Consider the following 19,602-nt stretch of genomic DNA (forward strand, 5'->3'; position numbering starts at 1 on the left):
TGAACGTAATCGCAGCATCCTCTTCGTTCGATTTGCGCCGGGACGCGTTCACCCGGCGTGACAGTGCGCCCGGCTGGCGAGTTGCACCATCGGCCGGGCGCACACCCCTTCCTCTCCTGCCGGCTCGCGCGGGTCGGTATGGACGTGCACCCAGCCCGCCGCGCGATCTTCGTTTTGCGAAGAACATCAGCGCTGGGTGCACACCTTTCAATCTGGTCCCAATGCCGGGCGATGCCCAACGGGGAGGGTTCGCGGAGCGGGCTGTTCCTTTCTCTCTCCCGAAAAATCCCGGGAATGGCGGCGATGACTGAGGCGGCAATCCGCTTCCTGCAGACGCTGAAGATCCCTGAGGGACCGAAAGCCGGACAGAAACTCAAGCTGGCGGAGTTCCAGAAGAAGTTCGTTCGCGGCGCGCTGGACCCGGAAAACATGGTGGCGGTGCTTTCGATCGGCCGCGGCAACGCGAAGACCGCGCTGGCCGCCGGCATCGCGCTCGGCAGCGTCATGGGCGTGTGGGATAAGCAGCCCAAGCGGGAAATCCTCATGGCAGCCCGCAATCGCGACCAGGCCAAGATCGCATTCAACTTCCTGGTCGGTTTCGTGGACAGCCTGCCGAAAGCGAAGCGCGAGAAGTTCCAGGTTCGGCGCGGCTCCCGGTTGGAGGTCGAGTTCATGGGCAACGGCGGCGGGCTCGCTCGCTGCATCGCGGCCGATGGCCGATCGATCCTGGGCGGTGCCCCTACGCTGGCGATCCTCGACGAACGCGCGGCATGGGAGCGCGAGAAAGGCGACACGCTCGAAAATGCGATCCTGTCGGGCCTGGGCAAGCGCGGCGGCAGGGCGCTTATCATCTCGACGTCGGCGCCGAACGACACGAACACCTTTTCCAAGTGGCTCGATGAACCCCCGCCCGGAACCTACGTCCAGGAGCACCGGCCGCCGTTCGGACTGCCGGCCGACGATCTGGAAAGCCTGCTGATCGCCAACCCCGGCGCGGTGGAAGGCATCGGCGCGAGCCCGGAATGGCTGCAGGCGCAGGCCCGGCGCGCAATCGCCCGCGGCGGCTCCGCGCTGTCCAGCTTCCGCAACCTGAACCGCAACGAGCGAGTCTCAACCGAGGATCGATCGGTCCTGGTCACCGTCGACGAATGGCTTGCGGCCGAGGTCGCGCCTGACGAGCTGCCGGCGCGCGAAGGTGAATGCGTGCTGGGCGTCGATCTGGGCGGCTCGCGGTCCATGTCCGCGGCCGCGTTCTACTGGCCGAAGACGGGGAGGCTCGAGGCCGTCGGCACCTTCCCCGGCAATCCGACGCTAGCCGATCGCGGCGCGGCCGATGGCGTGGCGGGCCGCTACGTCGAGATGAAGGAACGGGGCGAGTTGTCCACGCTGGGAGAGAACACGGTGCCGCCGGGGCCGTGGCTCGCCGAGATTGTCAGGTTGCTCGACGGCGCGCCTGTTGCCTGCATCGTGGGCGACCGATTCCGGCACGCGGAGTTCGCTGAGGCGATCAACCAGGCGCGCTTGCGCGCGCCGTTCATCTGGCGCGGGTTCGGCTGGAAAGACGGCAGCGAGGATATTGAGCGGTTCCGCCGGGCGCTATTCGATGGGCAGGTCAAGACCCGGCCCTCGCTGTTGCTGCGCTCCGCGTTCGCGGACGCGATCACACTGATTGACCCGGCCGGGAATGCGAAGCTCGCCAAGGGCCGCTCGCTGGGCAGGATCGACGCCGCGGCGGCCTCAGTGCTCGCAGTGGCGCAAGGCGCCCGGATGCTGGCGCGCCCGGCGCAGAAACCGGCGAGGACGCTATGGGCCTGAGGTTCGAACGCTTCGGCCGCTGGGTCTATCGCGACAAGCGATGGCCGGCACTGCGCCTCGCTGCGAAGCGGCGCGACGGCTGGGCCTGTGTCCAGTGCGGAGCGCGCGGGCGGCTCGAGGTCGATCATCGGGAGCCGGTGCGCTCCGCACCGGAACGCGCGTTCGACTTGTCGAACCTGCAATGCCTCTGCCCTCGCTGCCACACCCTGAAAACCCGGCGCGAGGTCGGAACCCCTGAACTCTCACCCGAACGTCAAAAGTGGCGCGACCTGGTTGCGCCGGAAAGGAACTGCCATGCTTGAAAGTGTAAAGATCGCCCGGCGCCAGTCGGAAATTCGCAGCTCCCTGTCGGAGCTGGTCGGCAAGGAAAGCCCGACCGAAGACGAAACCCGTTCGATGGAAACGCTCGACGCCGAGTACCGCGCGAATGAGACGCGCTACCGCGCCGCGCTGATCGCCGAGGACAGCGAGCGCCGGGAGGCCGGCGAAGAGCTCGAGACGCGCGATGACAAGGAATACGCAGAGCTGCTGCAGCGGTTCGAATTGCGCCAGGTGGCGCTAGCGATAGACGAAGGGCGCAAGCTCGACGGCGCGACGGCCGAAATCGTCGAGGAAATGCGCTCTAAGGGCGGATACCAGGGCATTCCGGTGCCATATGCCGCGCTCGAAACCCGCGCCGGGGAGACGGTTGCGGCCGACCAAATCAACCAGAAGACGATCCGCCCGATCATCGATCGCATTTTCCCGGGCAGCGTTGCCGAAAAGATCGGCGTGGAGCGCATCAACATCGCGTCGGGCGAACTGGCCTTCCCGGTTGCCACCGCGGGCGCCGTGTTCGGATGGCAGACGACCGAGCTTGGTAACGTGGGCGCTGCGTCGGAGTACCAGACCAGCGAGCGCAGCCTGAGCCCCGATCAAACCGGCGGTGCGCAGATGATTATCTCGCGCAAGGCGCTCAAGCAGGCAGGCGAAGGCCTCGAGGCGGCCATTCGGCGCGATCTGAACGCCGCGATCGGGACCGAGCTTGACCGCGTAGTGGTGAACGGCTCTGGCGCCTCTGGCGAGCCGCTGGGCATGATCCCCGGCGCTGCCACCTATGGCATTGCGAGCACGGCCGTGGATGCCGAAGCGACCTGGGCAGCGTTCCGCGCCGCCGTCGTCGCCTTCATGGAGGCGAACGCGATCACGTCGGCAAGCCAGGTCAACCTCGCGTTCGATCCGACGATCTGGGCCGAGCTCGACGCGGCCTACATCGGCTCGACTGCGGTGACCGAATGGGACCGGCTTACGAAGCACGTCGGCACGCCTGCCATTTCCAACGTCATCCCCGACGAAACCGCGATCATGACGGCCAACGTCCAGGGTATCGCGCCGGGCTATCTGGGCCTCTATGGCGGCGTCGACCTGATCCGCGACCCGTACACGAAGGCGGCCAGCGGCTCGCTTGTGCTCACCGGCCTGGTGACTGCCGACTTCACGGTGCCGAGGGGGCTGCAGGCGCGTATCCTTACCGGCATTGGCCCGGTGGCCTAATGGAAGCGCCGGTCTTCGATGCCGGATTGGAACTGAGAGCCGTTGGGGATGGCACCCGGCGGCTCTCAGGCCGTTTCCCGTACAAGAAGCGCGCCGTCATCGATTCGGGCGGCAACGGGCGCCGGCCGAAGAAAGAGCAGTTCGCGTCGAAGGCTTTCTCCTTCGCAGTGGAAGACGAGACGCGGGACATTCACCTGCTGATCGGCCATTCGTTCGATCGGCCGCTCGCCAGTCGGAAGGCTGGCACGCTGGCTTTGCGCGATGGCGATGACGCGCTCGCGTTCGAGGCCGTGCTGACACAGGACATTCAGCGCACGAGCTGGGCCCAGGACTTCATGGCTGCCTACGCTGCCGGCCTGATCGGCGGTATCTCGCCCGGCTTTCGCGTGGCGCCGCCCGAGGCCGTGACGAAGCCCGAGGAAACGACCGACGAACCCCCGGCCAAGGGCAACGCGCTCATTCGCACGATCTTTGCTGCCGTTCTGTTCGAACTGAGTATGGTGACCCGCCCGGCGTACCTTGAAACCGAGGCCGATCTGCGCGCCTTCAACCCGACGGCCGAACAGGGCGCGGCGCGGCATTTCCAGGCGATGGCGAGGTGGCGCGCATGAGCCTGACCCTGAAGCAAACCGAGGTCGCGCCCGATGAATGGCCTGCCGTCGAAGGCGTCACCGGCGATGCGCTGGCGATCGCGTGGCAGCGCGTCGAGCACTACATCGCGTACCGCTTCGCCGAGCGCGAGGTTGTCTGGCGCGTGGATAGTGACGGCTGCGAATGGCGCGCGCCGCTCGCGCCGATCGTCTCGCTTACGGCCCAGGAAGGCGAGGAAGCCGCCGCCGCGCCTGAGGCGGGCGCTATGGGCGGCTGGGTGCTCCCTTGCGGCCAAGTGACCGTGACAGCCCAGGTTGGCGCAGGGCCGGTGCCTGAGGCCGTTGCCGAGGCAGTGCGGCGCTACGCCGCGTTCGTCGCCAAGCTCGACGAAACGGGAGCCCCACCGCCGGGCGTCACCCGGATCGCCAGCGGCGACATTTCGCTATCGTTCCGGCTCGAGGATCGCGCGCTCGGCATGGCGATGGTCAACAGCGGCGCGGCGGACCTGCTGCGCCCCTACCGGAGGGCCTGACATGGGGTTGCTGCAAAGGATCTTCGGCGGGCAGGAAACCCGCTCCGCGTCGGGCACCGGGTACACGTCGCAAATCATGGCCGCGCGGGAGGCGTACATCGCCGGCCGGCTGGGCCTGGGCGATCTTACCGCCACGGTGCAAACCTGCGTCAGCTTGTGGGAAGGCGGGCTTGCGCTTGCCGACGTCAAAGGGACGGACCTGCTGACGCGGCACGATATGGCTATCGCTGCCCGCGCGCTGGCGCTGCGCGGCGAAGCGCTGTTCCTCAGTCGCGATCGACTCATTCCTATCATCGATTGGGATTTGTCGACCCGCAACAGCGTTCCTCGCGCCTACCGCGTATCGGTCCCCGAGATCGGCGGCGGCCGCTCCGAAACCGTGCTCGCTGGCGAGGTGATGCATTTCAGGGTTGCTCCCGACCCCGGCGCGCCCTGGACGGGGCAGGCACCGCTTCGCCGCGCGCAGCTCACTGCCGGCCTGTTGCACACGCTCGAAAGCGCGCTGGCCGAAGTGTACGAGAACGCGCCTCTAGGCTCCCAGGTAGTGCCATTCCCGGAAAGTGGCGACGTCGACCTCGAGACGATGGGGCATGGGTTCCGCCGCCGCCGTGGGCGGGTGCTGTTACGCGAATCGGTCAACGTGTCGGCAGCGGGCGGGCCGGTGCCACAACAGGACTGGAAACCGCAACAGGTGACGCCGGACCTGCAGGGCTCGCAGGCCGTGCAATCGCTCGCTGAGGCGCGTGCGGCGATCTTCGCCGCGTTCGGCGTCCTGCCGGCCATGTTCGCCACGAACGCCCAGGGGCCGCTCGTGCGCGAAGCCCAGCGGCACCTTGCGCAGTGGGTACTGCAGCCGATCGCACAGCTCATGGCCGAAGAGGCGAGCGCGAAGCTCGCCAGCGCGGTGACGATCGACGTGGTGCGGCCCGCCCAGGCGTTCGATGCGGGCGGACGTGCCCGGGCCTTCGGCGCTATGGTCACCGCTCTAACTCAGGCGAAAGAGGCGGGCCTGGACCCTCAGGCCGTCGAAGATGCGCTGAGTTTCATCGATTGGGCCGATTGATGGGATTGCTCGATACCGACATTGCCGCGATCTTTTCGGCCGCGCTGTCGGGGCTCTACCTCGATGCGACGTTGCACGCCGGGACTGGCGAGCCGATCTACGACGAGCTCGGCAACGTCATTGGCTACAGCGGAGGCGATACCGCGATCAAGGCGCAGGTCGACCAGGCCAGCGAGGCCATGCGGGAAGCGTCCGGCTTTGCGGAAGGCGACGTGCGGCTCATCATTCTCGCACAAGGCATCGGAGACGTGACCACCGACATGCAGGTGACGGTGCGGGGTGCAACCTTCAGCCTGTACGCGGCCGAGCTCGACGCCGCGGCAAGTCATTGGATTTGTCGAGCACGGGAGACATAGCAATGCCGATGAAGTTCAAGGGTGCGGACAAGCACCTGAAGCGGCTCAGGACGCTCGCCGCGAAGGTGCCCGACGAGGCGAGCGAGATGGTACTGGACGCGGCTAAGGCGCACGCCGCCGAGGCCAAGCGCCTGATCGGCGCCGGGAGTGTCAGCGCGGGGAAACACACCCCCTCGGCGCCCGGGCAACCGCCGCGAACCGACACGGGAGCGCTGGCCGATTCCGTTCGTGCCGAGCGCGTCGGGCCGTACAAGGCTGTGTCGAAAGCGACCGCGCCACATGCGGCTCCGCTCGAATTCGGGACTGTTGCGATTGCCGAAAGGCCGTTCATGCGACCGGCGGCAAAGAAGGTGCGAAAGGTTATCGGCGACCATGCCAGGTCGCGGGTGCGCCGCGTGACGGGAGAGGATTGAAATGTCCAAAACGCTGGGCGAGATTCTCACCGTGGGTGCCGCAATCGCGGTCAACGTCATCCCTGGTATCGGGCAGGCCCTGAGCGCCGCCATTACTATCGCTGGCCTGAAAGCTGGTGTCGACCTCCTGGGGCTGGGCCCCTCGGCTCCAAAGCCAGCGACCAACGAAACTGCGATCAAGCCGCGCCGATTGGGTTCGAGGCTGACACGGTGAGCGCTTGCAACTTGATCGTGCAGTCGCGCGCGCGCGCCGCATTTTTGCTAACTGACACCGCTTGCATTGGGTCCAGGACGGGGCGCGTCGTGAGCTTTCATTGCAAGGTGATTCCGGTGTTTGTCGATGGCCGCGCTGTCGCCGCTGTCGCGGTCACCGGACGGATAGAGCCGAGCGACCTTGGCGAGCATATCATGACACTCGTGCCGGCGTCGCTGCGGGACTTTCTCGACCGCTTCCCGGAGGCGTTTCGCGTCACCGAAATGACGCTTAAAGCCAGGAATGAAGCGGGCTCTATGGCGGCTGTCGTGGCTGCGTTCGACCATGCTCGAAACCTGGCGCTCGGCTTCACGATCGGGAATGACAACGCACTGTTCCCGCTCGACCAACGTCCCTATGAATTGAAGAAACGGTCAATGCACATAACGGAATTCGATCCGGACGACCTAGCGCTCCGGCGAATCGATTTCTGCGACCCGGGACAGTGGGAGCCGGAGAGCGACGGGGAGCGACTGATCGACGCGCAGCGGCGCGATCGTGGCCCGCAATTTGGCCATTACAGCATCGGAGGCGCGGCGGTGTTGACGCGGCTGGATAAGAACGGGCTCGCGACGAAGGTACTGAAAACATGGCCCGATCGGATAGGGCGCCGAATCGATCCCGACCGCCAACCGCCCCTAAAGGGGTGGCGTGATCGCCTCGCGCGTATTCGAGACAAATTCGACACGCGCCGCCGGTGACCGGCATAAGTCTTTGAAATAATGGTGCTGCTGGGGAGGATTGAACTCCCGGCCTCACCCTTACCAAGGGTGCGCTCTACCACTGAGCTACAGCAGCACTCGTTCGGAAGCCGCGCGCCTTAGCCGGACCCGCGCTCTTGTCAAGCGCGCGGCGCTGCGGCAACCGGCTATCACCATGACCGGGCAAGACGACAAGTCAACGCGCGAAGAACGCCTCGCGGCCAAGCTGAGGGAGAACCTGCGCCGCCGCAAGGCTCAAACTCGCGCTCTGGATTCGCGTACCCTCGACTCGCGCGAAACCGGCGAAGACGGCCTTCCCAAAGAGGGCGACGATAGCTAGGGCGTAGCGCTCCCTGATTTACCCCTAGGAGCGCGTTTCCTTGCCGACCCTCATTCTCGTCCGCCACGGCCAGAGCCAGTGGAACCTGGAAAACCGTTTCACCGGCTGGTGGGACGTCGACCTGACCGAGAAGGGCGTGGGCGAGGCAATCGCCGCGGGCCAACTGCTGGCGCAGAAAGGCGTGCTGCCAACCGTCTCGTTCACCTCTGTCCAGACGCGCGCCATAAAGACCCTGCACCTCGCCCTCGAGGCTTGCGGGCGGCTGTGGATCCCCGAGACCAAAGACTGGCGTCTCAACGAGCGCCACTATGGCGGGCTGACCGGGCTCAACAAGGCCGAAACCGCCGAGAAGCACGGCGCAGAGCAGGTCAAGATCTGGCGCCGCAGCTTCGATACCCCACCGCCCGAACTAGAAGCCGGCAGCGCGTTCGACCTCGCCGGCGACGAGCGGTATGCCGGAATTCCGATTCCCACCACCGAGAGCCTCAAGCTTACCATCGAGCGGGTGCTCCCCTACTGGGAGAGCGATATCCTCCCGGTGCTTGCCCGCGGCGAGACGGTGCTGATCTCGGCACACGGCAATTCGCTGCGCGCTCTGGTCAAGCACTTGTCGAACATCTCCGACGACGACATCACCGGGCTGGAGATTCCCACCGGCGAGCCGATCGTCTACCGGTTCGACGACAGCATGACGCCGGGCGAGCGGCGCTACCTCAAGGACATCTAGGATGGGAGCACCAGTCGCGATCGTGATGGGCAGCCAGTCCGACTGGCCGACCATGGAATGCGCCGCCAAGGTGCTGGACGAGCTCGGCGTGGCGTACGAAGCGCGGATCGTCTCGGCCCACCGCACGCCGGAAAGAATGTACGCATTCGGCAAGGGGGCGGGCGACGAAGGCTTCCAGGTCATCATCGCGGGGGCGGGCGGCGCGGCACACCTGCCGGGCATGCTCAGCGCGTTGACCCACCTGCCGGTGCTCGGCGTGCCGGTGCAATCGAAAGCGCTGTCGGGCATGGATAGCTTGCTTTCCATCGTGCAGATGCCGGCGGGTGTGCCGACCGGCACGCTGGCGATCGGCGAGGCCGGCGCGACCAATGCCGGCATCTTCGCAGCCTCGATCCTGGCACTCGGCGACGAGGCGTTGTCGCAGCGCCTGCAGGACTGGCGCGCGGCGCGAAGCGCGTCTGTCGGCGAGGTTCCGCAAGGCCGATGATCGCAGCTGGCGGCACCATCGGCATCCTCGGCGGCGGCCAGCTCGGCCGTATGCTGACCATGGCCGCGGCCCAGCTTGGTTATCGGTGCCACACTTTCGATCCCAACGCCGACAGCGGCGCGGCCGACGTCTGTGCCGAGTTCACCTCCGCCCCATGGGCCGACCGCAATGCCCTCGCTCGGTTCGCCGAGGAGTGCGACGTCGTCACCTACGAGTTCGAGAACGTGCCGCTTGGCGCCGCGCGGACGATCCCGGCAGACAAGCTGTTCCCATCGGCACGCGCACTCGAAATCGCTCAGGACCGGCTGCACGAGAAGGCTTTCGCCGAAGACCAGGGCGGGCGGCCCGCCCCTTATGCGCAAGTCGATTCGCTGGACGACCTGATGACCGCGGTCGGCCGGATCGGCGCGCCCGGCATCCTCAAGACCCGCCGCGACGGTTACGACGGCAAGGGCCAGTGGCGCATCGACAGCGAGCGCGAGGCGGAGGCGCTGCGCTTGCCTTCATCGAGTCTGATCTACGAGGGATTCGTGCGCTTCGCCGCCGAATTTTCGGTCATCCTGGTGCGCGGACAGGACGGCGAAGTGCGCTTCTGGGACAGCGCACAGAACGTCCACAACGACGGAATTCTCGCCACTTCGTGCCTTCCCCCCGCCTCCGTCATCGCCGCGCAAATCCCGGCGGCGCGCGCGCTGGCGGAACGGATCGCCGCAGCGCTCGGCTACGTCGGGGTTCTGAGCTGCGAATTTTTCGCCACCGAACACGGCCCGGTGTTCAACGAGATGGCCCCGAGGGTGCACAATTCCGGGCACTGGACAATCGAGGGTGCAGTCACCTCGCAGTTCGAGAATCACGTGCGGGCGATCTGCGGTCTGCCGCTCGGGGACACCGCGCTGGTGTTGCCGAATGTCCAAATGACCAACCTGATCGGCAACGACGTGAACCGCGCGAACGAGCTTCTCGGTACCCCCGGGATGCATCTGCATCTGTACGGCAAGAGCGAGGCGCGAGAGGGGCGCAAGATGGGCCATGTGACGCGGGTCTGGGCGTGAGCGGCGAAACGCCGGAGCGCGAGATCGTCTTCGTCGTCGCCCGCGCCGACGACGGGACCATCGCCAAGGACGGGGACGTGCCCTGGCGCATCCGCGAGGACCTGCAACGGTTTGTCGCCCACACCAAGGGCACGCCGATGATCATGGGGCGAAAGACCTTCGACAGCCTGCCAAAGCTGCTGCCCGGCCGCCGCCACATCGTGCTGACTCGCGACCCCAAGTGGTCCGCCGAGGGCGCGGAGGTCGCGCACAGCGTGAGCGAGGCGCTCGAAATGGCCGGCCCGGGCGATGTCTCGGTGATCGGCGGCGTCGACATCTTCAGGCTGTTCGAACCGCACGCTACCCGCTTCGAGCTGACCGAGGTCCACGAGAATACCGCGGGCGAACTGGTCATGGACTATCCGAGCGAGGACTGGATCGAGATCGCCCGCGAACGCCGTCCGGCCGACGAAAGCTGGCCCGCACACAGCTTCGTGACGTTCAGGCGCAGATGACCCGCCTCGACCATCGCCGGTCGGTGCCGGATGCCCTGCGCGGCGCGATAGTGGCGCTCGGCAACTTCGACGGTTTCCACCTGGGCCACCAGGCGGTGGTGCGCGAGGCGGTGGACTGGGCGAAAGGCGAAGGCCGGCCGGCGATCGTCGCCACCTTCGATCCGCACCCGGTGCGCCACTTCGCGCCGCACGTCCCGCCGTTTCGCCTCACCAGCCTCGACCAGCGGCAGGAGCTGTTCGCCGCCGCCAGGGCCGATGCGATGCTGGTGTTCCACTTCGATGCGGCGCTGGCGAATACCAGCGCGGAGGACTTCGTCGAGAAGCTGCTGGGCGAGCGCATCGGCGCGGCCGGCGTCGTCACGGGGGAAGACTTCACCTTCGGCAAGGGCCGCGGCGGCAACATCGGCGTGCTGCGCGAACGGGGCGCGGCTGTCGGCATCGAAACGCGGGCAGTCGGCCCGGTGATGGACGGCGGCCGCCCGGTTTCCTCCAGCCGCATCCGCGACGCGCTCAAGGCCGGCGAGTGCGGCGAGGCGGCGCGGTTGCTGACCCGCCCCTTCGCCATCCGCGGCGAAGTGATCCACGGCGACAAGCGCGGGCGCGCCATCGGCTATCCCACCGCCAACATGGAACTTGGCGCCTACCTGCGCCCGCGCTTCGGCATCTACGCCGTCCTCGGAACCCTGCCGACGGGCGAGGTGCTGCAGGGTGCCGCCAACATCGGCGTGCGGCCGATGTTCGATCCGCCCAGGGAACTGCTCGAACCCTATTTCTTCGACTTCGCGGGCGATCTCTACGGACAGGAGGTGGAGGTGGCCCTGCATCACTTCCTGCGCCCGGAAATGGCCTTCGACGGTCTCGACGCGCTTACGGCGCAGATGGCCGAGGATTGCGAGCGGGCGAGGAAACTCCTAAGCGCCGCCGCGAACTGACCTTTCAGAGTGCCATGAGCGAACAGCGCGACTACCGACCGACGGTCTTCCTGCCGAAGACCGATTTCCCGATGAAAGCCGGCCTTCCGCAGAAGGAACCGGGCATGGCCGCGCGCTGGGAATCCGAGGGGCTGTACCGGCAGATCCGCGAGAGCCGCGAAGGGCGCGAGAAGTTCATCCTGCATGACGGCCCGCCCTACGCCAACGGCGACATGCACATCGGCCACGCGCTCAACCACGTGCTCAAGGACATGGTCGTGCGCACGCAGACCCTGCTCGGTAAGGATGCGCCCTACGTGCCCGGGTGGGACTGCCACGGCCTTCCCATCGAGTGGAAGGTCGAGGAGCAGTACCGCAAGGCGAAGAAGAACAAGGACGAGGTCCCGCGCAAGGAATTCCGCGCCGAATGCCGCGCCTATGCGCAGCACTGGGTGGACGTGCAGCGCGAACAGCTGAAGCGTTTGGGCATCGGCGGCGACTGGGACAATCCCTACCTGACGATGCAGTTCGAGAGCGAAGCGACGATCGTCGCCGAGCTCCTCAAGTTCGCCGAGAGTGGCCAGCTCTACCGCGGCGCCAAGCCGGTGATGTGGAGCCCGGTCGAAAAGACCGCGCTGGCCGAGGCCGAGGTCGAGTACGAGGACATCGTCTCGACCCAGATCGACGTGGCGTTCGAGATCGTCGAAGCTCCGAACGCACCGGAATTAATCGGCGCTAGTCTCGTGATTTGGACAACGACGCCTTGGACAATACCTGTCAATCAGGCGATCGCCTACGGCAGCACCCTCTCATATCGCGTCTTCGAATTTGGCGGCAGGCGTCTTGTGATGGAAAAGAGCAATCAGATCGGCTCTGATTTCATCGAGCGGCTACAGCATGGCTCGCATCCCTTTGACCAAGCCCTCGTCGACAGTCCTGAAATCGGTGAGACTTCATTGCTCTCTTCGAAAGATTTCGAAGGGATGAGAGTCCGTCATCCTATGCACGAGCTTGGCGGCTTCTTCGCTGAGCTCAGGCCCGTTTTGAAGGCCGAATTCGTAGACAATGAGCAAGGCACCGGCCTCGTCCACATGGCACCCGACCATGGCGAGGACGACTTCGAGCTGTGCAAGTCCAACGGGATCAACCCGGTCTTCGCGGTCGAGGGCGACGGGAAGTACCGCGAGGATTGGGCCTGGCTCGGCGGGCAGGGTTCGGTCATCAACCCCAAGTTCAACGCGCCCGACGGGCCGATCTGCTCGGACTTGCGCTCAGCCGGCGCGCTGCTCGCGGCGAGCGCGGATTACCAACACTCCTACCCGCACTCGTGGCGCAGCAAGGCCAAGGTCATCTTCCGCTGCACGCCGCAGTGGTTCGTGCCGATGGACCGGCCGCTCGGCCACCTGCCCGCGATCTCCACCGCCGAGCAGCGCTTGGAGAGCGAGGGCGGCGACGACACGATCGACGAGGCGGCGACTGCCGGTTCGCCCACCCTTCGCGAACTGGCGCTGGGCGCCATCGCGGCAACCCGCTTCGTGCCCGCCAAGGGCCGCAACCGCATCGGCAGCATGGTCGAAGGGCGGCCCGACTGGGTGCTGAGCCGCCAGCGCGCCTGGGGTGTGCCGATCACCCTGTTCGTCAACCGCAAGAGCGGCGAGTATCTGGTCGATCCGGCGGTCAACGCGCGCATCGTCCAGAGCATCCGCACCCACGGCGTCGACGGGTGGGACGAGGAATACGCGCAGGCGATTCTCGGCCCCGAGTACGACGTCGAAGACTTCGAGCGGGTGACCGACATTCTCGACGTCTGGTTCGATTCGGGTTCGACCCACGCCTTCGTGCTCGAATCCGGCCGCTGGCCCGAGCTGCAATGGCCGGCAGATCTCTATCTCGAGGGCAGCGACCAGCACCGCGGCTGGTTCCAGTCGAGCCTGCTCGAAAGCTGCGGCACGCGCGGCCGCGCGCCCTACCAAGCGGTGCTAACCCACGGCTTCACTATGTCGAGCGACGGCCGCAAGATGTCGAAGAGCCTCGGCAACACGGTCGATCCCAACAAGGTCATGGAGCAGTACGGCGCGGACATCATTCGGCTCTGGGCGCTCTCCGTCGACTACACCGAGGACCACCGGATCGGCGAAGAGATCCTCAAGGGCGTCGCCGACCAGTACCGCAAGCTGCGCAACACCTTCCGCTATCTGCTCGGCGCGCTCGAAGGCTTCGACGAAAGCGAGCGCCTGCCGGTGGGCGAAATGCCCGAGCTGGAGCGCTACGTCCTTTCGCTGCTCGGCGAACTCGATGCGACCCTGAAGCGGGCGACCGCCGACTTCGACTTCAACACCTACGTCCGTGCGCTGGTCGATTTCTGCAACGAGGATCTCAGCGCCTTCTATTTCGATATCCGCAAGGACAGCCTCTATTGCGACGCGCCCGGCGACACGCGCCGCCGCGCCTGCCGCACGGTGCTCGACACGCTGTTCCACGCGCTGGTCCGCTACGCCGCGCCGGTGCTGGTGTTCACCGGCGAAGAGGTGTGGGGCACGCGCTATCCCGAGGGCGGCAGCGTGCATTTGCTGGAATGGCCGGACGTGCCCGCTGCCCACGCCGACGCGGCGCGCTGGGAGGCCCTGCGCGGCCTGCGCGAGCAGGTCACCGAAGCGATCGAGCCGCTGCGCCGCGAGAAGATCGTGCGCTCCGGGCTCGAGGCCAGCGTCACCGTGCCCGCCGACGCCGTGCCCCCCGGCTTCTCCGACGACGACCTCGCCGAGCTTTTCATCAGCGGCCCGGTCACCCGCGGTTCGGCGCTTGCCGCCGGCCGCACCGACAACCACAAGTGCGGCCGCTGCTGGCGCCTGCTGCCCGAGGTGAACGAGGACGGCGCGCTGTGCGATCGCTGCGCAGACGTGGTCGAAGAAATGGACGCCGCGGCATGAACACGATCGTCAAACGCCGCATCGCCGGCTTCGCCCTCGCTGCAGGGGTCTTCGCCCTCGACCAGTGGGTCAAGTGGTTCGTCGTCGCGCATTTTCACTTGCGCGACATCGGAGACCGGGTCGAACTGCTGTCGTTCTTCGCGCTGACCCGGACGCACAACTACGGCGTCTCCCTGGGGATGTTCACCGCGCGTTCGACCGAAATGCAGCTTGCGCTGATCGCGGTGACCGGAGCGATCGCGCTGGGTGTTGCGGTGTGGATCCTGCGCGAGCGCAAGATGGGCGACATCGTCGCGCTGGCGCTCGTACTGGGCGGCGCACTCGGCAACATCCGCGACCGCACCAGCTACAACTACGTTCTCGACTACGCCGACTTGCATTTCGGGGAGTTTCGCCCCTTCCTGATCTTCAACATTGCCGACGCGGCCATCACCATCGGGGTGCTGATAGTGCTTGCCCGCTCGCTGTTCATGCGCGAGAAACCCTCGCCCGAGCAGAGCCCCCCAGAGACCGAACCGGCGCCAGGCGCCGCGGAGACCCATTGATGCGCATTTCGACCCGTTTCGCCCTGATCGCCGGCCCCGTTACTGGTCTGGCCGCCCTGCTTTCGGGCTGCGGCGGCGGCGGCATTCTCGGTCGCGACCGGCCTGACGAATTCGCCGTGCAACGCCAGGCGCCGCTGGTCATTCCCCCCGACTTCGCCCTCGAACCCCCGCAGCCCGGCGCCCCGCGTCCGGCCGAAGGCACCGCCGCTCAGCAGGCGCTCGAGGCGCTGTTCGGCGGCACCGCCCCGCGCAGCGCGGTCGAAACCAGCGCCCTCGACCGCGCCGGCCAGGCCGATCCCGGCATCCGCTCCTCCGTGGGTGACCCGGGCACCTTCACCGTCGACAAGGGCACCACGACGCAAGCCATCGTCGCCGCCCCCGAAGGCGATGGCGAAGCGGCGCAAGCGGTTATTCCGAGCTAGGCGTCTTGTCGTTACGCCCGCCCATCCGGACGGGCATCAAACGAAAGACTACTCCTCGTTCACCAGCAATTTGTCGATCTTGCGCCCGTCGAGATCGACCACCTCGAAGCGCCACCCCTGGTCGCTGAAGTGTTCGCCCACCGCCGGCAGATGCTTGAGCATGAACAGCACGTAGCCCGCCGCGGTGGCGAATTCGCGCGACTGGGGCAGATCGATGCCGAGACGTTCGGCCAGCGCATCGGCCGACATCGCGCCGGAGACCAGTAGCGACCCGTCGTCGCGCTGGACCAGGTCGGGCTCGTCGCCTTCGTCCTGGTGGCTGGCGAAGGTGCCGGCCATCGCGTTGAGCAGGTCGGCCGGGGTGACGATGCCATCGAGATGGCCGTATTCGTCATGCACCATCGCCATGCCGAGACCCGAGCTCTGCAGGATACGCAGCGCATCCATGGCATCGAGCTGGTCGGGAACGACTTCGGCCTTGCGCATCAGCCGGTCGAGATAGACGGGCTTGCCCGCAACGAGCTCGGCCAGGACCTCGCGCACTTTGACCACGCCGAGCACTTTGTCGACCGAACCGTCGGCCACCGGCAGCAGCGAGTGGGGCGATTCGGCGATGGTTTCGGCGATTTCGTCCTTGTCCGCGCCCATGTCGAGCCAGTCGATCTCCGTCCGCGGGGTCATCAGTTCGCGCACCGTGCGATCGGTCAGCCGCATGATGCCCGAGAGGATTGCCCGTTCGCCTTCCTCGATCACGCCGGATCGCGTCGCCTCGGCGAAGATCATGTGAATCTCGTCCGCGCTCAGCCCGTGCTCGCCGCGGTGGCGCACCCCGATGAGCCGCATGATCAGGCCCGACGAGGTGTCGAGCAGCCACACAACGGGCGCCGCGGCGCGCGCCAGCAACGCCATCGGCCGGGCCATGACCAATGCGATCGGCAGCGCCTTGCGCAGCGCCAGCTGCTTGGGCACCAGCTCGCCGATCACCAGGCTCAGATAGGTGGTCAGCGCGATGACGAGGGCGAACCCGGCAGTTTGCGCAGTATCCGGGGCCAGGCCGAGCAATTCGAGCCGTTCGCCGGTCGGCCCGCCGAGCGTCGATCCGGAATATGCGCCGGCGACGATCCCGATCAGCGTTATGCCGACTTGGACCGTCGAAAGGAACTTGCCTGGGTCCCCGGCCAGCGACAGGACGGTCCTGGCCGAGCCGCTGCCCTTGTCGGCCAGCATCTTGAGCCGCGCGGTCCGAGCGGAGACGATTGCCAGCTCCGACATCGCGAAGACGCCGTTGAGCAGGATGAGTCCGGCAAGGATGGCCAGGTCGAACCAGGGAAAGGGAGACATTGCCGGCCGCCGCTAGCAGATTTGTGGCCCGGCGCGAAGCACCGCGAAGGAACGCGTCGGGCGCCGGGGCGTTTGTGGGGCTGTAGACGGCATACGGCGATCACATCGCCGTGCGCCGCGCACCGACCAAGTCTTTCCCAGCAAGGATGCCTACACCATGCAGATCAAACGCATACTCATCGCCGGCGCCGCGTCTGTCGCGCTGCTCGGCACCTCCGCCTGCGTCACCGATCCGAACACCGGCCAGCAGAAGATTTCGCGCACCGCCATCGGCGGCCTCGGCGGCGCGCTTGGCGGCTACCTTCTCGGCGGCCTGATCGGCGGCAAGACGGCCCGTATCGCCGGCGCGGTCGCCGGCGGCGCGGCCGGCGGGTATGTCGGTTATAAGATGGACCAGCAGATCAAGGAGCTGAAGGAAAACACCGCCGGCAGCGGGGTCGACGTGACCCCCGTCGACAACGGTAATGCCTTCCTCGTCAACCTTCCCGACGTGACTTTCGCGACCGGCAGTTCGACAATCAGTCCTTCGTTTCAGGCCACCCTCGACCAGGTCGCGTCCAATCTGGTGCAATACCCCAACAGCGTGATCGACGTGTACGGCCACACCGATACCGTCGGGTCGGCCTCGTCCAACCAGGCCTTGTCCGAACGCCGGGCGCAGGCCGTTGCCAACTATCTGACCAGCCGCGGCGTTTCCTCCGCTCGGATCCGCTGGCAGGGGTTCGGCGAGACCCAGCTCAAGGTGCAGACCGGCGACGGCGTCAACGAGCCGCTCAACCGCCGCGTCGAAATCAAGGTGATCCCCTTCACCGAAGCCGAAGCACGGGCTGCAGCGGGCCAGTAATCGGCCTCAGACAGGATTCCGCTCAGCGAGTGGAGTGGGGCCGGTCCTTAGCGGGGCCGGCCCCATCCGCGTTCAAGACCGGGAAAATTTCGCCGCGCGCTCGGCGAGCCGCTCGACTGCCGCGGCGTGGATTGCCGGGGCGCTGACCAGCAGGCCGAAGGCGCGCGGGTCGCGCTTGTTGTAGGCCAGGCGGTGACCGAAGGCGTCGGATACCGCCGCCCCGGCCTCGCGCGCGATCAGCGCTGCGGCGGCGACATCCCATTCGAAACCCCAACGCAAAGTCGCCACCAAATCTGCTTCGCCCGCCGCGACCATGGCCACGCGCAAGGCGATCGAATTGGGCTTGTCGACCATCACCAGGTCCTTGTCTGGACCGGGAAGGTGATCGGCGGGCACGCGGGCGCCCGGCAGTTCTTTGCGCGTGCTCGTGTGCAGGCGCTGGGAATTGCGCAGCGCGCCCTGTCCCGCCGTCGCACTCCACGATTCGCCGCGCGCCGGAGCCTCGAGCAGGCCGATAAGCGGCCGCCCTTCGCTGACCAGCGCGACCGAGATTGCCCAGCCGCTGCGCCCGCGGATAAAGTCGCGCGTGCCGTCGATCGGGTCGACCAGCCAGCACAGGCCCTTCTCGAGCCGCTCGGGATGGTCGACCGTTTCCTCGCTCAGCCAGCCGGCCGAAGGCAACAGGGCGCGCAATTCGCGCTTGAGGAAGCCGTCGACCTCGAGATCGGCGGCACAGACGGGGCTGCCCGGGCTTTTTTCCCACGATTCGAGGGCGTGGCCCGCGCCCGGCCACTGGCGCATGGCGATACGCCCGGCCTCGCGGCAAATCTCTTCCAGGCGCGCCCGATCGATCACTCGGGCGCTGTGAAGCGCCGCGGCGGTCTTTTCAAGCGCGGCAATCCATGCTTAGGCGCGCCCGCGGATTATCCTCTCTCCCCAAGACGTCAGGACATACCCCTCGATGAACATCCACGAATACCAGGCCAAGGAACTGCTGGCGAAGTTCGGTATCGCCGTGCCCACCGGTTATCCGGCGATGAGCGTCGAGGAAGCGGTCGCGGCTGCGAAGCAGCTTCCCGGCCCCCTCTACGTGGTGAAGGCGCAGATCCACGCCGGCGGGCGCGGCAAGGGCAAGTTCAAGGAACTCGGCCCCGAGGCCAAGGGCGGCGTGCGTCTGGCCAAGAGCGTCGCGGACGTGGAGACGGATGCCAGGGAGATGCTGGGCAATACGCTGGTGACTGTGCAAACCGGCCCGGCCGGCAAGCAGGTCAATCGCCTCTACGTGACGGACGGTGTCGACATCGCCCACGAATATTACCTTGCGCTTCTGGTCGACCGGGCCAGCGGACGTATCGCCATGGTCGTTTCGACCGAGGGCGGCATGAGCATCGAGGATGTGGCGCACGAGACGCCCGACAAGATCACCACCATCACCATCGATCCCGCGACCGGCTTCATGCCGCATCACGGGCGCAGCGTCGCCTTCGCGCTCAAGCTGAAGGGCGACACGGCCAAGGCAGCGCAGAAGCTGGCAAAGCAGTTGTACGAGGCCTTCGTCGCGCTCGATTGTTCGATGCTCGAGATCAACCCGCTGGTCGAGACCGAGCAGGGCGGTCTGCTGGTGCTCGACACCAAGATGAGCTTCGATTCGAACGCGCTGTTCCGCCACAAGGACGTGGAAGCCATGCGCGACGAGACCGAGGAAGACCCGATGGAGATCGAGGCGTCGAAGTACGACCTCGCCTACATCAAGCTCGACGGCAACATCGGCTGCATGGTCAACGGTGCCGGCCTCGCCATGGCGACGATGGACATCATCAAGCTCAACGGAGCCTTTCCGGCAAACTTCCTCGACGTCGGCGGAGGCGCCTCGAAGGAAAAGGTCACCGCGGCGTTCAAGATCATCCTTTCGGACCCGGCGGTGAAGGGCATCCTGGTCAACATCTTCGGCGGCATCATGCGCTGCGACACGATCGCCGAGGGCATTGTCGCCGCGGCCAGGGAAGTCGAGCTCGACGTGCCCCTGGTGGTGCGTCTCGAGGGCACCAACGTCGCGCAGGGCAAGGCCATCCTCGCCGAGTCCGGGCTGCCCATCATCCCCGCAGAAGACCTCGGCGATGCTGCCCGCAAGATTGTCGCCGAGGTCAAGCAGGCAGCCTGAAGCCGGCTTCGCCAGCGAAGATTTGCGACAAACTGCCCGCTTGACCCCGCGCGCTCGGACAATAGTCTCGCGCCGGGAAGAGGGGGAGTAT

23 protein-coding genes and 1 tRNA gene are annotated in these 19,602 nt (G+C 66.6%); 21 read left to right on the top strand and 3 right to left on the bottom strand.

Going from position 1 to position 19,602, the window contains the following annotated elements:
* The first annotated feature begins 231 nt into the window (after positions 1–231).
* The 10 genes from Q7I88_RS02590 to Q7I88_RS02635 all read left to right on the top strand — a co-directional run bounded on the left by Q7I88_RS02590 (position 232) and on the right by Q7I88_RS02635 (position 7,257).
* Positions 232–1,815, top strand: coding sequence for a terminase large subunit domain-containing protein (locus tag Q7I88_RS02590; protein WP_305097477.1), 1,584 nt, complete (start codon positions 232–234; stop codon positions 1,813–1,815).
* Positions 1,806–2,117 carry an HNH endonuclease gene (locus Q7I88_RS02595; protein WP_305097478.1) on the top strand — a complete coding sequence of 104 codons (312 nt, stop codon included), beginning with the start codon at positions 1,806–1,808 and terminating at the stop codon, positions 2,115–2,117. Before Q7I88_RS02590 ends, Q7I88_RS02595 begins: the two co-directional genes overlap by 10 nt.
* Positions 2,110–3,348 carry a phage major capsid protein gene (locus Q7I88_RS02600; protein WP_305097479.1) on the top strand — a complete coding sequence of 413 codons (1,239 nt, stop codon included), beginning with the start codon at positions 2,110–2,112 and terminating at the stop codon, positions 3,346–3,348. The genes Q7I88_RS02595 and Q7I88_RS02600 overlap by 8 nt, the downstream gene beginning before the upstream one ends.
* Positions 3,348–3,959 (top strand): HK97 family phage prohead protease, encoded by a 612-nt coding sequence (locus Q7I88_RS02605; protein WP_305097480.1) that lies wholly within the window; start codon positions 3,348–3,350, stop codon positions 3,957–3,959. Before Q7I88_RS02600 ends, Q7I88_RS02605 begins: the two co-directional genes overlap by 1 nt.
* Complete coding sequence (locus Q7I88_RS02610) at positions 3,956–4,471, top strand: hypothetical protein (protein WP_305097481.1); 516 nt, start codon at positions 3,956–3,958, stop codon at positions 4,469–4,471. Before Q7I88_RS02605 ends, Q7I88_RS02610 begins: the two co-directional genes overlap by 4 nt.
* A 1-nt stretch (position 4,472) precedes the next feature.
* Entirely contained in the window at positions 4,473–5,534 is a 1,062-nt protein-coding gene (locus Q7I88_RS02615; protein WP_305097482.1) for a phage portal protein, read from the top strand.
* On the top strand, positions 5,534–5,890 hold the full coding sequence (locus Q7I88_RS02620; protein WP_305097483.1) for a hypothetical protein: 357 nt from the start codon (positions 5,534–5,536) through the stop codon (positions 5,888–5,890). Before Q7I88_RS02615 ends, Q7I88_RS02620 begins: the two co-directional genes overlap by 1 nt.
* A gap of 2 nt (positions 5,891–5,892) precedes the next feature.
* Positions 5,893–6,303 carry an HK97-gp10 family putative phage morphogenesis protein gene (locus tag Q7I88_RS02625; protein ID WP_305097484.1) on the top strand — a complete coding sequence of 137 codons (411 nt, stop codon included), beginning with the start codon at positions 5,893–5,895 and terminating at the stop codon, positions 6,301–6,303.
* 1 nt (position 6,304) lies between these two features.
* Positions 6,305–6,517, top strand: a complete 213-nt coding sequence (locus Q7I88_RS02630) for a hypothetical protein (protein ID WP_305097485.1) — start codon at positions 6,305–6,307, stop codon at positions 6,515–6,517.
* A gap of 89 nt (positions 6,518–6,606) precedes the next feature.
* Positions 6,607–7,257: a hypothetical protein gene (locus tag Q7I88_RS02635; RefSeq protein WP_305097486.1), complete on the top strand. Its 651-nt coding sequence runs from the start codon at positions 6,607–6,609 to the stop codon at positions 7,255–7,257.
* A gap of 22 nt (positions 7,258–7,279) precedes the next feature.
* On the opposite strand, the gene Q7I88_RS02640 is transcribed toward Q7I88_RS02635, so the two are convergent.
* Positions 7,280–7,354: transfer RNA gene (locus Q7I88_RS02640), tRNA-Thr, on the bottom strand.
* Between the two features lie 78 nt (positions 7,355–7,432).
* Here Q7I88_RS02640 and Q7I88_RS02645 point away from each other — a divergent pair.
* Genes Q7I88_RS02645 through Q7I88_RS02685 form a run of 9 tightly spaced genes read left to right on the top strand, consistent with a single transcriptional unit; the run spans position 7,433 to position 15,165 of the window.
* Positions 7,433–7,597 carry a hypothetical protein gene (locus tag Q7I88_RS02645; protein WP_305097487.1) on the top strand — a complete coding sequence of 55 codons (165 nt, stop codon included), beginning with the start codon at positions 7,433–7,435 and terminating at the stop codon, positions 7,595–7,597.
* Between the two features lie 40 nt (positions 7,598–7,637).
* A complete protein-coding gene (gene gpmA, locus Q7I88_RS02650; protein ID WP_305097488.1) occupies positions 7,638–8,324 on the top strand; it encodes a 2,3-diphosphoglycerate-dependent phosphoglycerate mutase in 687 nt (228 codons plus the stop codon).
* Between the two features lies 1 nt (position 8,325).
* A complete protein-coding gene (gene purE, locus Q7I88_RS02655; RefSeq protein WP_305097489.1) occupies positions 8,326–8,811 on the top strand; it encodes a 5-(carboxyamino)imidazole ribonucleotide mutase in 486 nt (161 codons plus the stop codon).
* The gene (locus Q7I88_RS02660) at positions 8,808–9,863 is read left to right on the top strand and encodes a 5-(carboxyamino)imidazole ribonucleotide synthase (protein ID WP_305097490.1); all 1,056 of its coding nucleotides are present in this window, start codon (positions 8,808–8,810) and stop codon (positions 9,861–9,863) included. Before purE ends, Q7I88_RS02660 begins: the two co-directional genes overlap by 4 nt.
* Positions 9,860–10,357: a dihydrofolate reductase gene (locus Q7I88_RS02665; RefSeq protein ID WP_305097491.1), complete on the top strand. Its 498-nt coding sequence runs from the start codon at positions 9,860–9,862 to the stop codon at positions 10,355–10,357. The genes Q7I88_RS02660 and Q7I88_RS02665 overlap by 4 nt, the downstream gene beginning before the upstream one ends.
* On the top strand, positions 10,354–11,289 hold the full coding sequence (locus Q7I88_RS02670) for a bifunctional riboflavin kinase/FAD synthetase (protein WP_305097492.1): 936 nt from the start codon (positions 10,354–10,356) through the stop codon (positions 11,287–11,289). Before Q7I88_RS02665 ends, Q7I88_RS02670 begins: the two co-directional genes overlap by 4 nt.
* Before the next feature lie 14 nt (positions 11,290–11,303).
* Complete coding sequence (gene ileS, locus Q7I88_RS02675; protein ID WP_305097493.1) at positions 11,304–14,198, top strand: isoleucine--tRNA ligase; 2,895 nt, start codon at positions 11,304–11,306, stop codon at positions 14,196–14,198.
* Positions 14,195–14,743 (top strand): signal peptidase II, encoded by a 549-nt coding sequence (lspA, locus tag Q7I88_RS02680; protein ID WP_305097494.1) that lies wholly within the window; start codon positions 14,195–14,197, stop codon positions 14,741–14,743. The genes ileS and lspA overlap by 4 nt, the downstream gene beginning before the upstream one ends.
* On the top strand, positions 14,743–15,165 hold the full coding sequence (locus tag Q7I88_RS02685) for a DUF3035 domain-containing protein (protein WP_305097495.1): 423 nt from the start codon (positions 14,743–14,745) through the stop codon (positions 15,163–15,165). The genes lspA and Q7I88_RS02685 overlap by 1 nt, the downstream gene beginning before the upstream one ends.
* 48 nt (positions 15,166–15,213) lie before the next feature.
* Here the strand turns inward: Q7I88_RS02685 and Q7I88_RS02690 are convergent, their stop codons facing one another.
* Positions 15,214–16,506 carry a hemolysin family protein gene (locus tag Q7I88_RS02690; protein WP_305097496.1) on the bottom strand — a complete coding sequence of 431 codons (1,293 nt, stop codon included), beginning with the start codon at positions 16,504–16,506 and terminating at the stop codon, positions 15,214–15,216.
* Positions 16,507–16,663: 157 nt separating this feature from the next.
* Here Q7I88_RS02690 and Q7I88_RS02695 point away from each other — a divergent pair, with 157 nt between their 5' ends.
* Positions 16,664–17,350, top strand: a complete 687-nt coding sequence (locus tag Q7I88_RS02695; protein ID WP_305097497.1) for a YiaD family glycine zipper/OmpA-like lipoprotein — start codon at positions 16,664–16,666, stop codon at positions 17,348–17,350.
* Between the two features lie 72 nt (positions 17,351–17,422).
* On the opposite strand, the gene Q7I88_RS02700 is transcribed toward Q7I88_RS02695, so the two are convergent.
* Positions 17,423–18,205: a 3'(2'),5'-bisphosphate nucleotidase CysQ gene (locus tag Q7I88_RS02700; protein WP_305097498.1), complete on the bottom strand. Its 783-nt coding sequence runs from the start codon at positions 18,203–18,205 to the stop codon at positions 17,423–17,425.
* A gap of 106 nt (positions 18,206–18,311) precedes the next feature.
* Between Q7I88_RS02700 and sucC the strand changes: the two genes are divergently transcribed.
* Positions 18,312–19,511 carry an ADP-forming succinate--CoA ligase subunit beta gene (gene sucC, locus Q7I88_RS02705; protein WP_305097499.1) on the top strand — a complete coding sequence of 400 codons (1,200 nt, stop codon included), beginning with the start codon at positions 18,312–18,314 and terminating at the stop codon, positions 19,509–19,511.
* The last annotated feature ends 91 nt before the right edge of the window (positions 19,512–19,602 follow it).

This window comes from Croceibacterium aestuarii (assembly GCF_030657335.1).
GTDB classification, from domain to species: Bacteria; Pseudomonadota; Alphaproteobacteria; order Sphingomonadales; family Sphingomonadaceae; genus Croceibacterium_B; species Croceibacterium_B aestuarii.

What these genes read in the sequence shown, in the direction of transcription:
- Q7I88_RS02590 (WP_305097477.1), top strand. Translation starts at nt 232, where the DNA reads ATGCCCAACGGGGAGGGTTCGCGGAGCGGGCTGTTCCTTTCTCTCTCC.
- Q7I88_RS02595 (WP_305097478.1), top strand. Translation starts at nt 1,806, where the DNA reads ATGGGCCTGAGGTTCGAACGCTTCGGCCGCTGGGTCTATCGCGACAAG.
- Q7I88_RS02600 (WP_305097479.1), top strand. Translation starts at nt 2,110, where the DNA reads ATGCTTGAAAGTGTAAAGATCGCCCGGCGCCAGTCGGAAATTCGCAGC.
- Q7I88_RS02605 (WP_305097480.1), top strand. Translation starts at nt 3,348, where the DNA reads ATGGAAGCGCCGGTCTTCGATGCCGGATTGGAACTGAGAGCCGTTGGG.
- Q7I88_RS02610 (WP_305097481.1), top strand. Translation starts at nt 3,956, where the DNA reads ATGAGCCTGACCCTGAAGCAAACCGAGGTCGCGCCCGATGAATGGCCT.
- Q7I88_RS02615 (WP_305097482.1), top strand. Translation starts at nt 4,473, where the DNA reads ATGGGGTTGCTGCAAAGGATCTTCGGCGGGCAGGAAACCCGCTCCGCG.
- Q7I88_RS02620 (WP_305097483.1), top strand. Translation starts at nt 5,534, where the DNA reads ATGGGATTGCTCGATACCGACATTGCCGCGATCTTTTCGGCCGCGCTG.
- Q7I88_RS02625 (WP_305097484.1), top strand. Translation starts at nt 5,893, where the DNA reads ATGCCGATGAAGTTCAAGGGTGCGGACAAGCACCTGAAGCGGCTCAGG.
- Q7I88_RS02630 (WP_305097485.1), top strand. Translation starts at nt 6,305, where the DNA reads ATGTCCAAAACGCTGGGCGAGATTCTCACCGTGGGTGCCGCAATCGCG.
- Q7I88_RS02645 (WP_305097487.1), top strand. Translation starts at nt 7,433, where the DNA reads ATGACCGGGCAAGACGACAAGTCAACGCGCGAAGAACGCCTCGCGGCC.
- purE (WP_305097489.1), top strand. Translation starts at nt 8,326, where the DNA reads ATGGGAGCACCAGTCGCGATCGTGATGGGCAGCCAGTCCGACTGGCCG.
- Q7I88_RS02660 (WP_305097490.1), top strand. Translation starts at nt 8,808, where the DNA reads ATGATCGCAGCTGGCGGCACCATCGGCATCCTCGGCGGCGGCCAGCTC.
- Q7I88_RS02670 (WP_305097492.1), top strand. Translation starts at nt 10,354, where the DNA reads ATGACCCGCCTCGACCATCGCCGGTCGGTGCCGGATGCCCTGCGCGGC.
- ileS (WP_305097493.1), top strand. Translation starts at nt 11,304, where the DNA reads ATGAGCGAACAGCGCGACTACCGACCGACGGTCTTCCTGCCGAAGACC.
- lspA (WP_305097494.1), top strand. Translation starts at nt 14,195, where the DNA reads ATGAACACGATCGTCAAACGCCGCATCGCCGGCTTCGCCCTCGCTGCA.
- Q7I88_RS02685 (WP_305097495.1), top strand. Translation starts at nt 14,743, where the DNA reads ATGCGCATTTCGACCCGTTTCGCCCTGATCGCCGGCCCCGTTACTGGT.
- Q7I88_RS02690 (WP_305097496.1), bottom strand. Translation starts at nt 16,506, where the DNA reads ATGTCTCCCTTTCCCTGGTTCGACCTGGCCATCCTTGCCGGACTCATC.
- Q7I88_RS02695 (WP_305097497.1), top strand. Translation starts at nt 16,664, where the DNA reads ATGCAGATCAAACGCATACTCATCGCCGGCGCCGCGTCTGTCGCGCTG.
- sucC (WP_305097499.1), top strand. Translation starts at nt 18,312, where the DNA reads ATGAACATCCACGAATACCAGGCCAAGGAACTGCTGGCGAAGTTCGGT.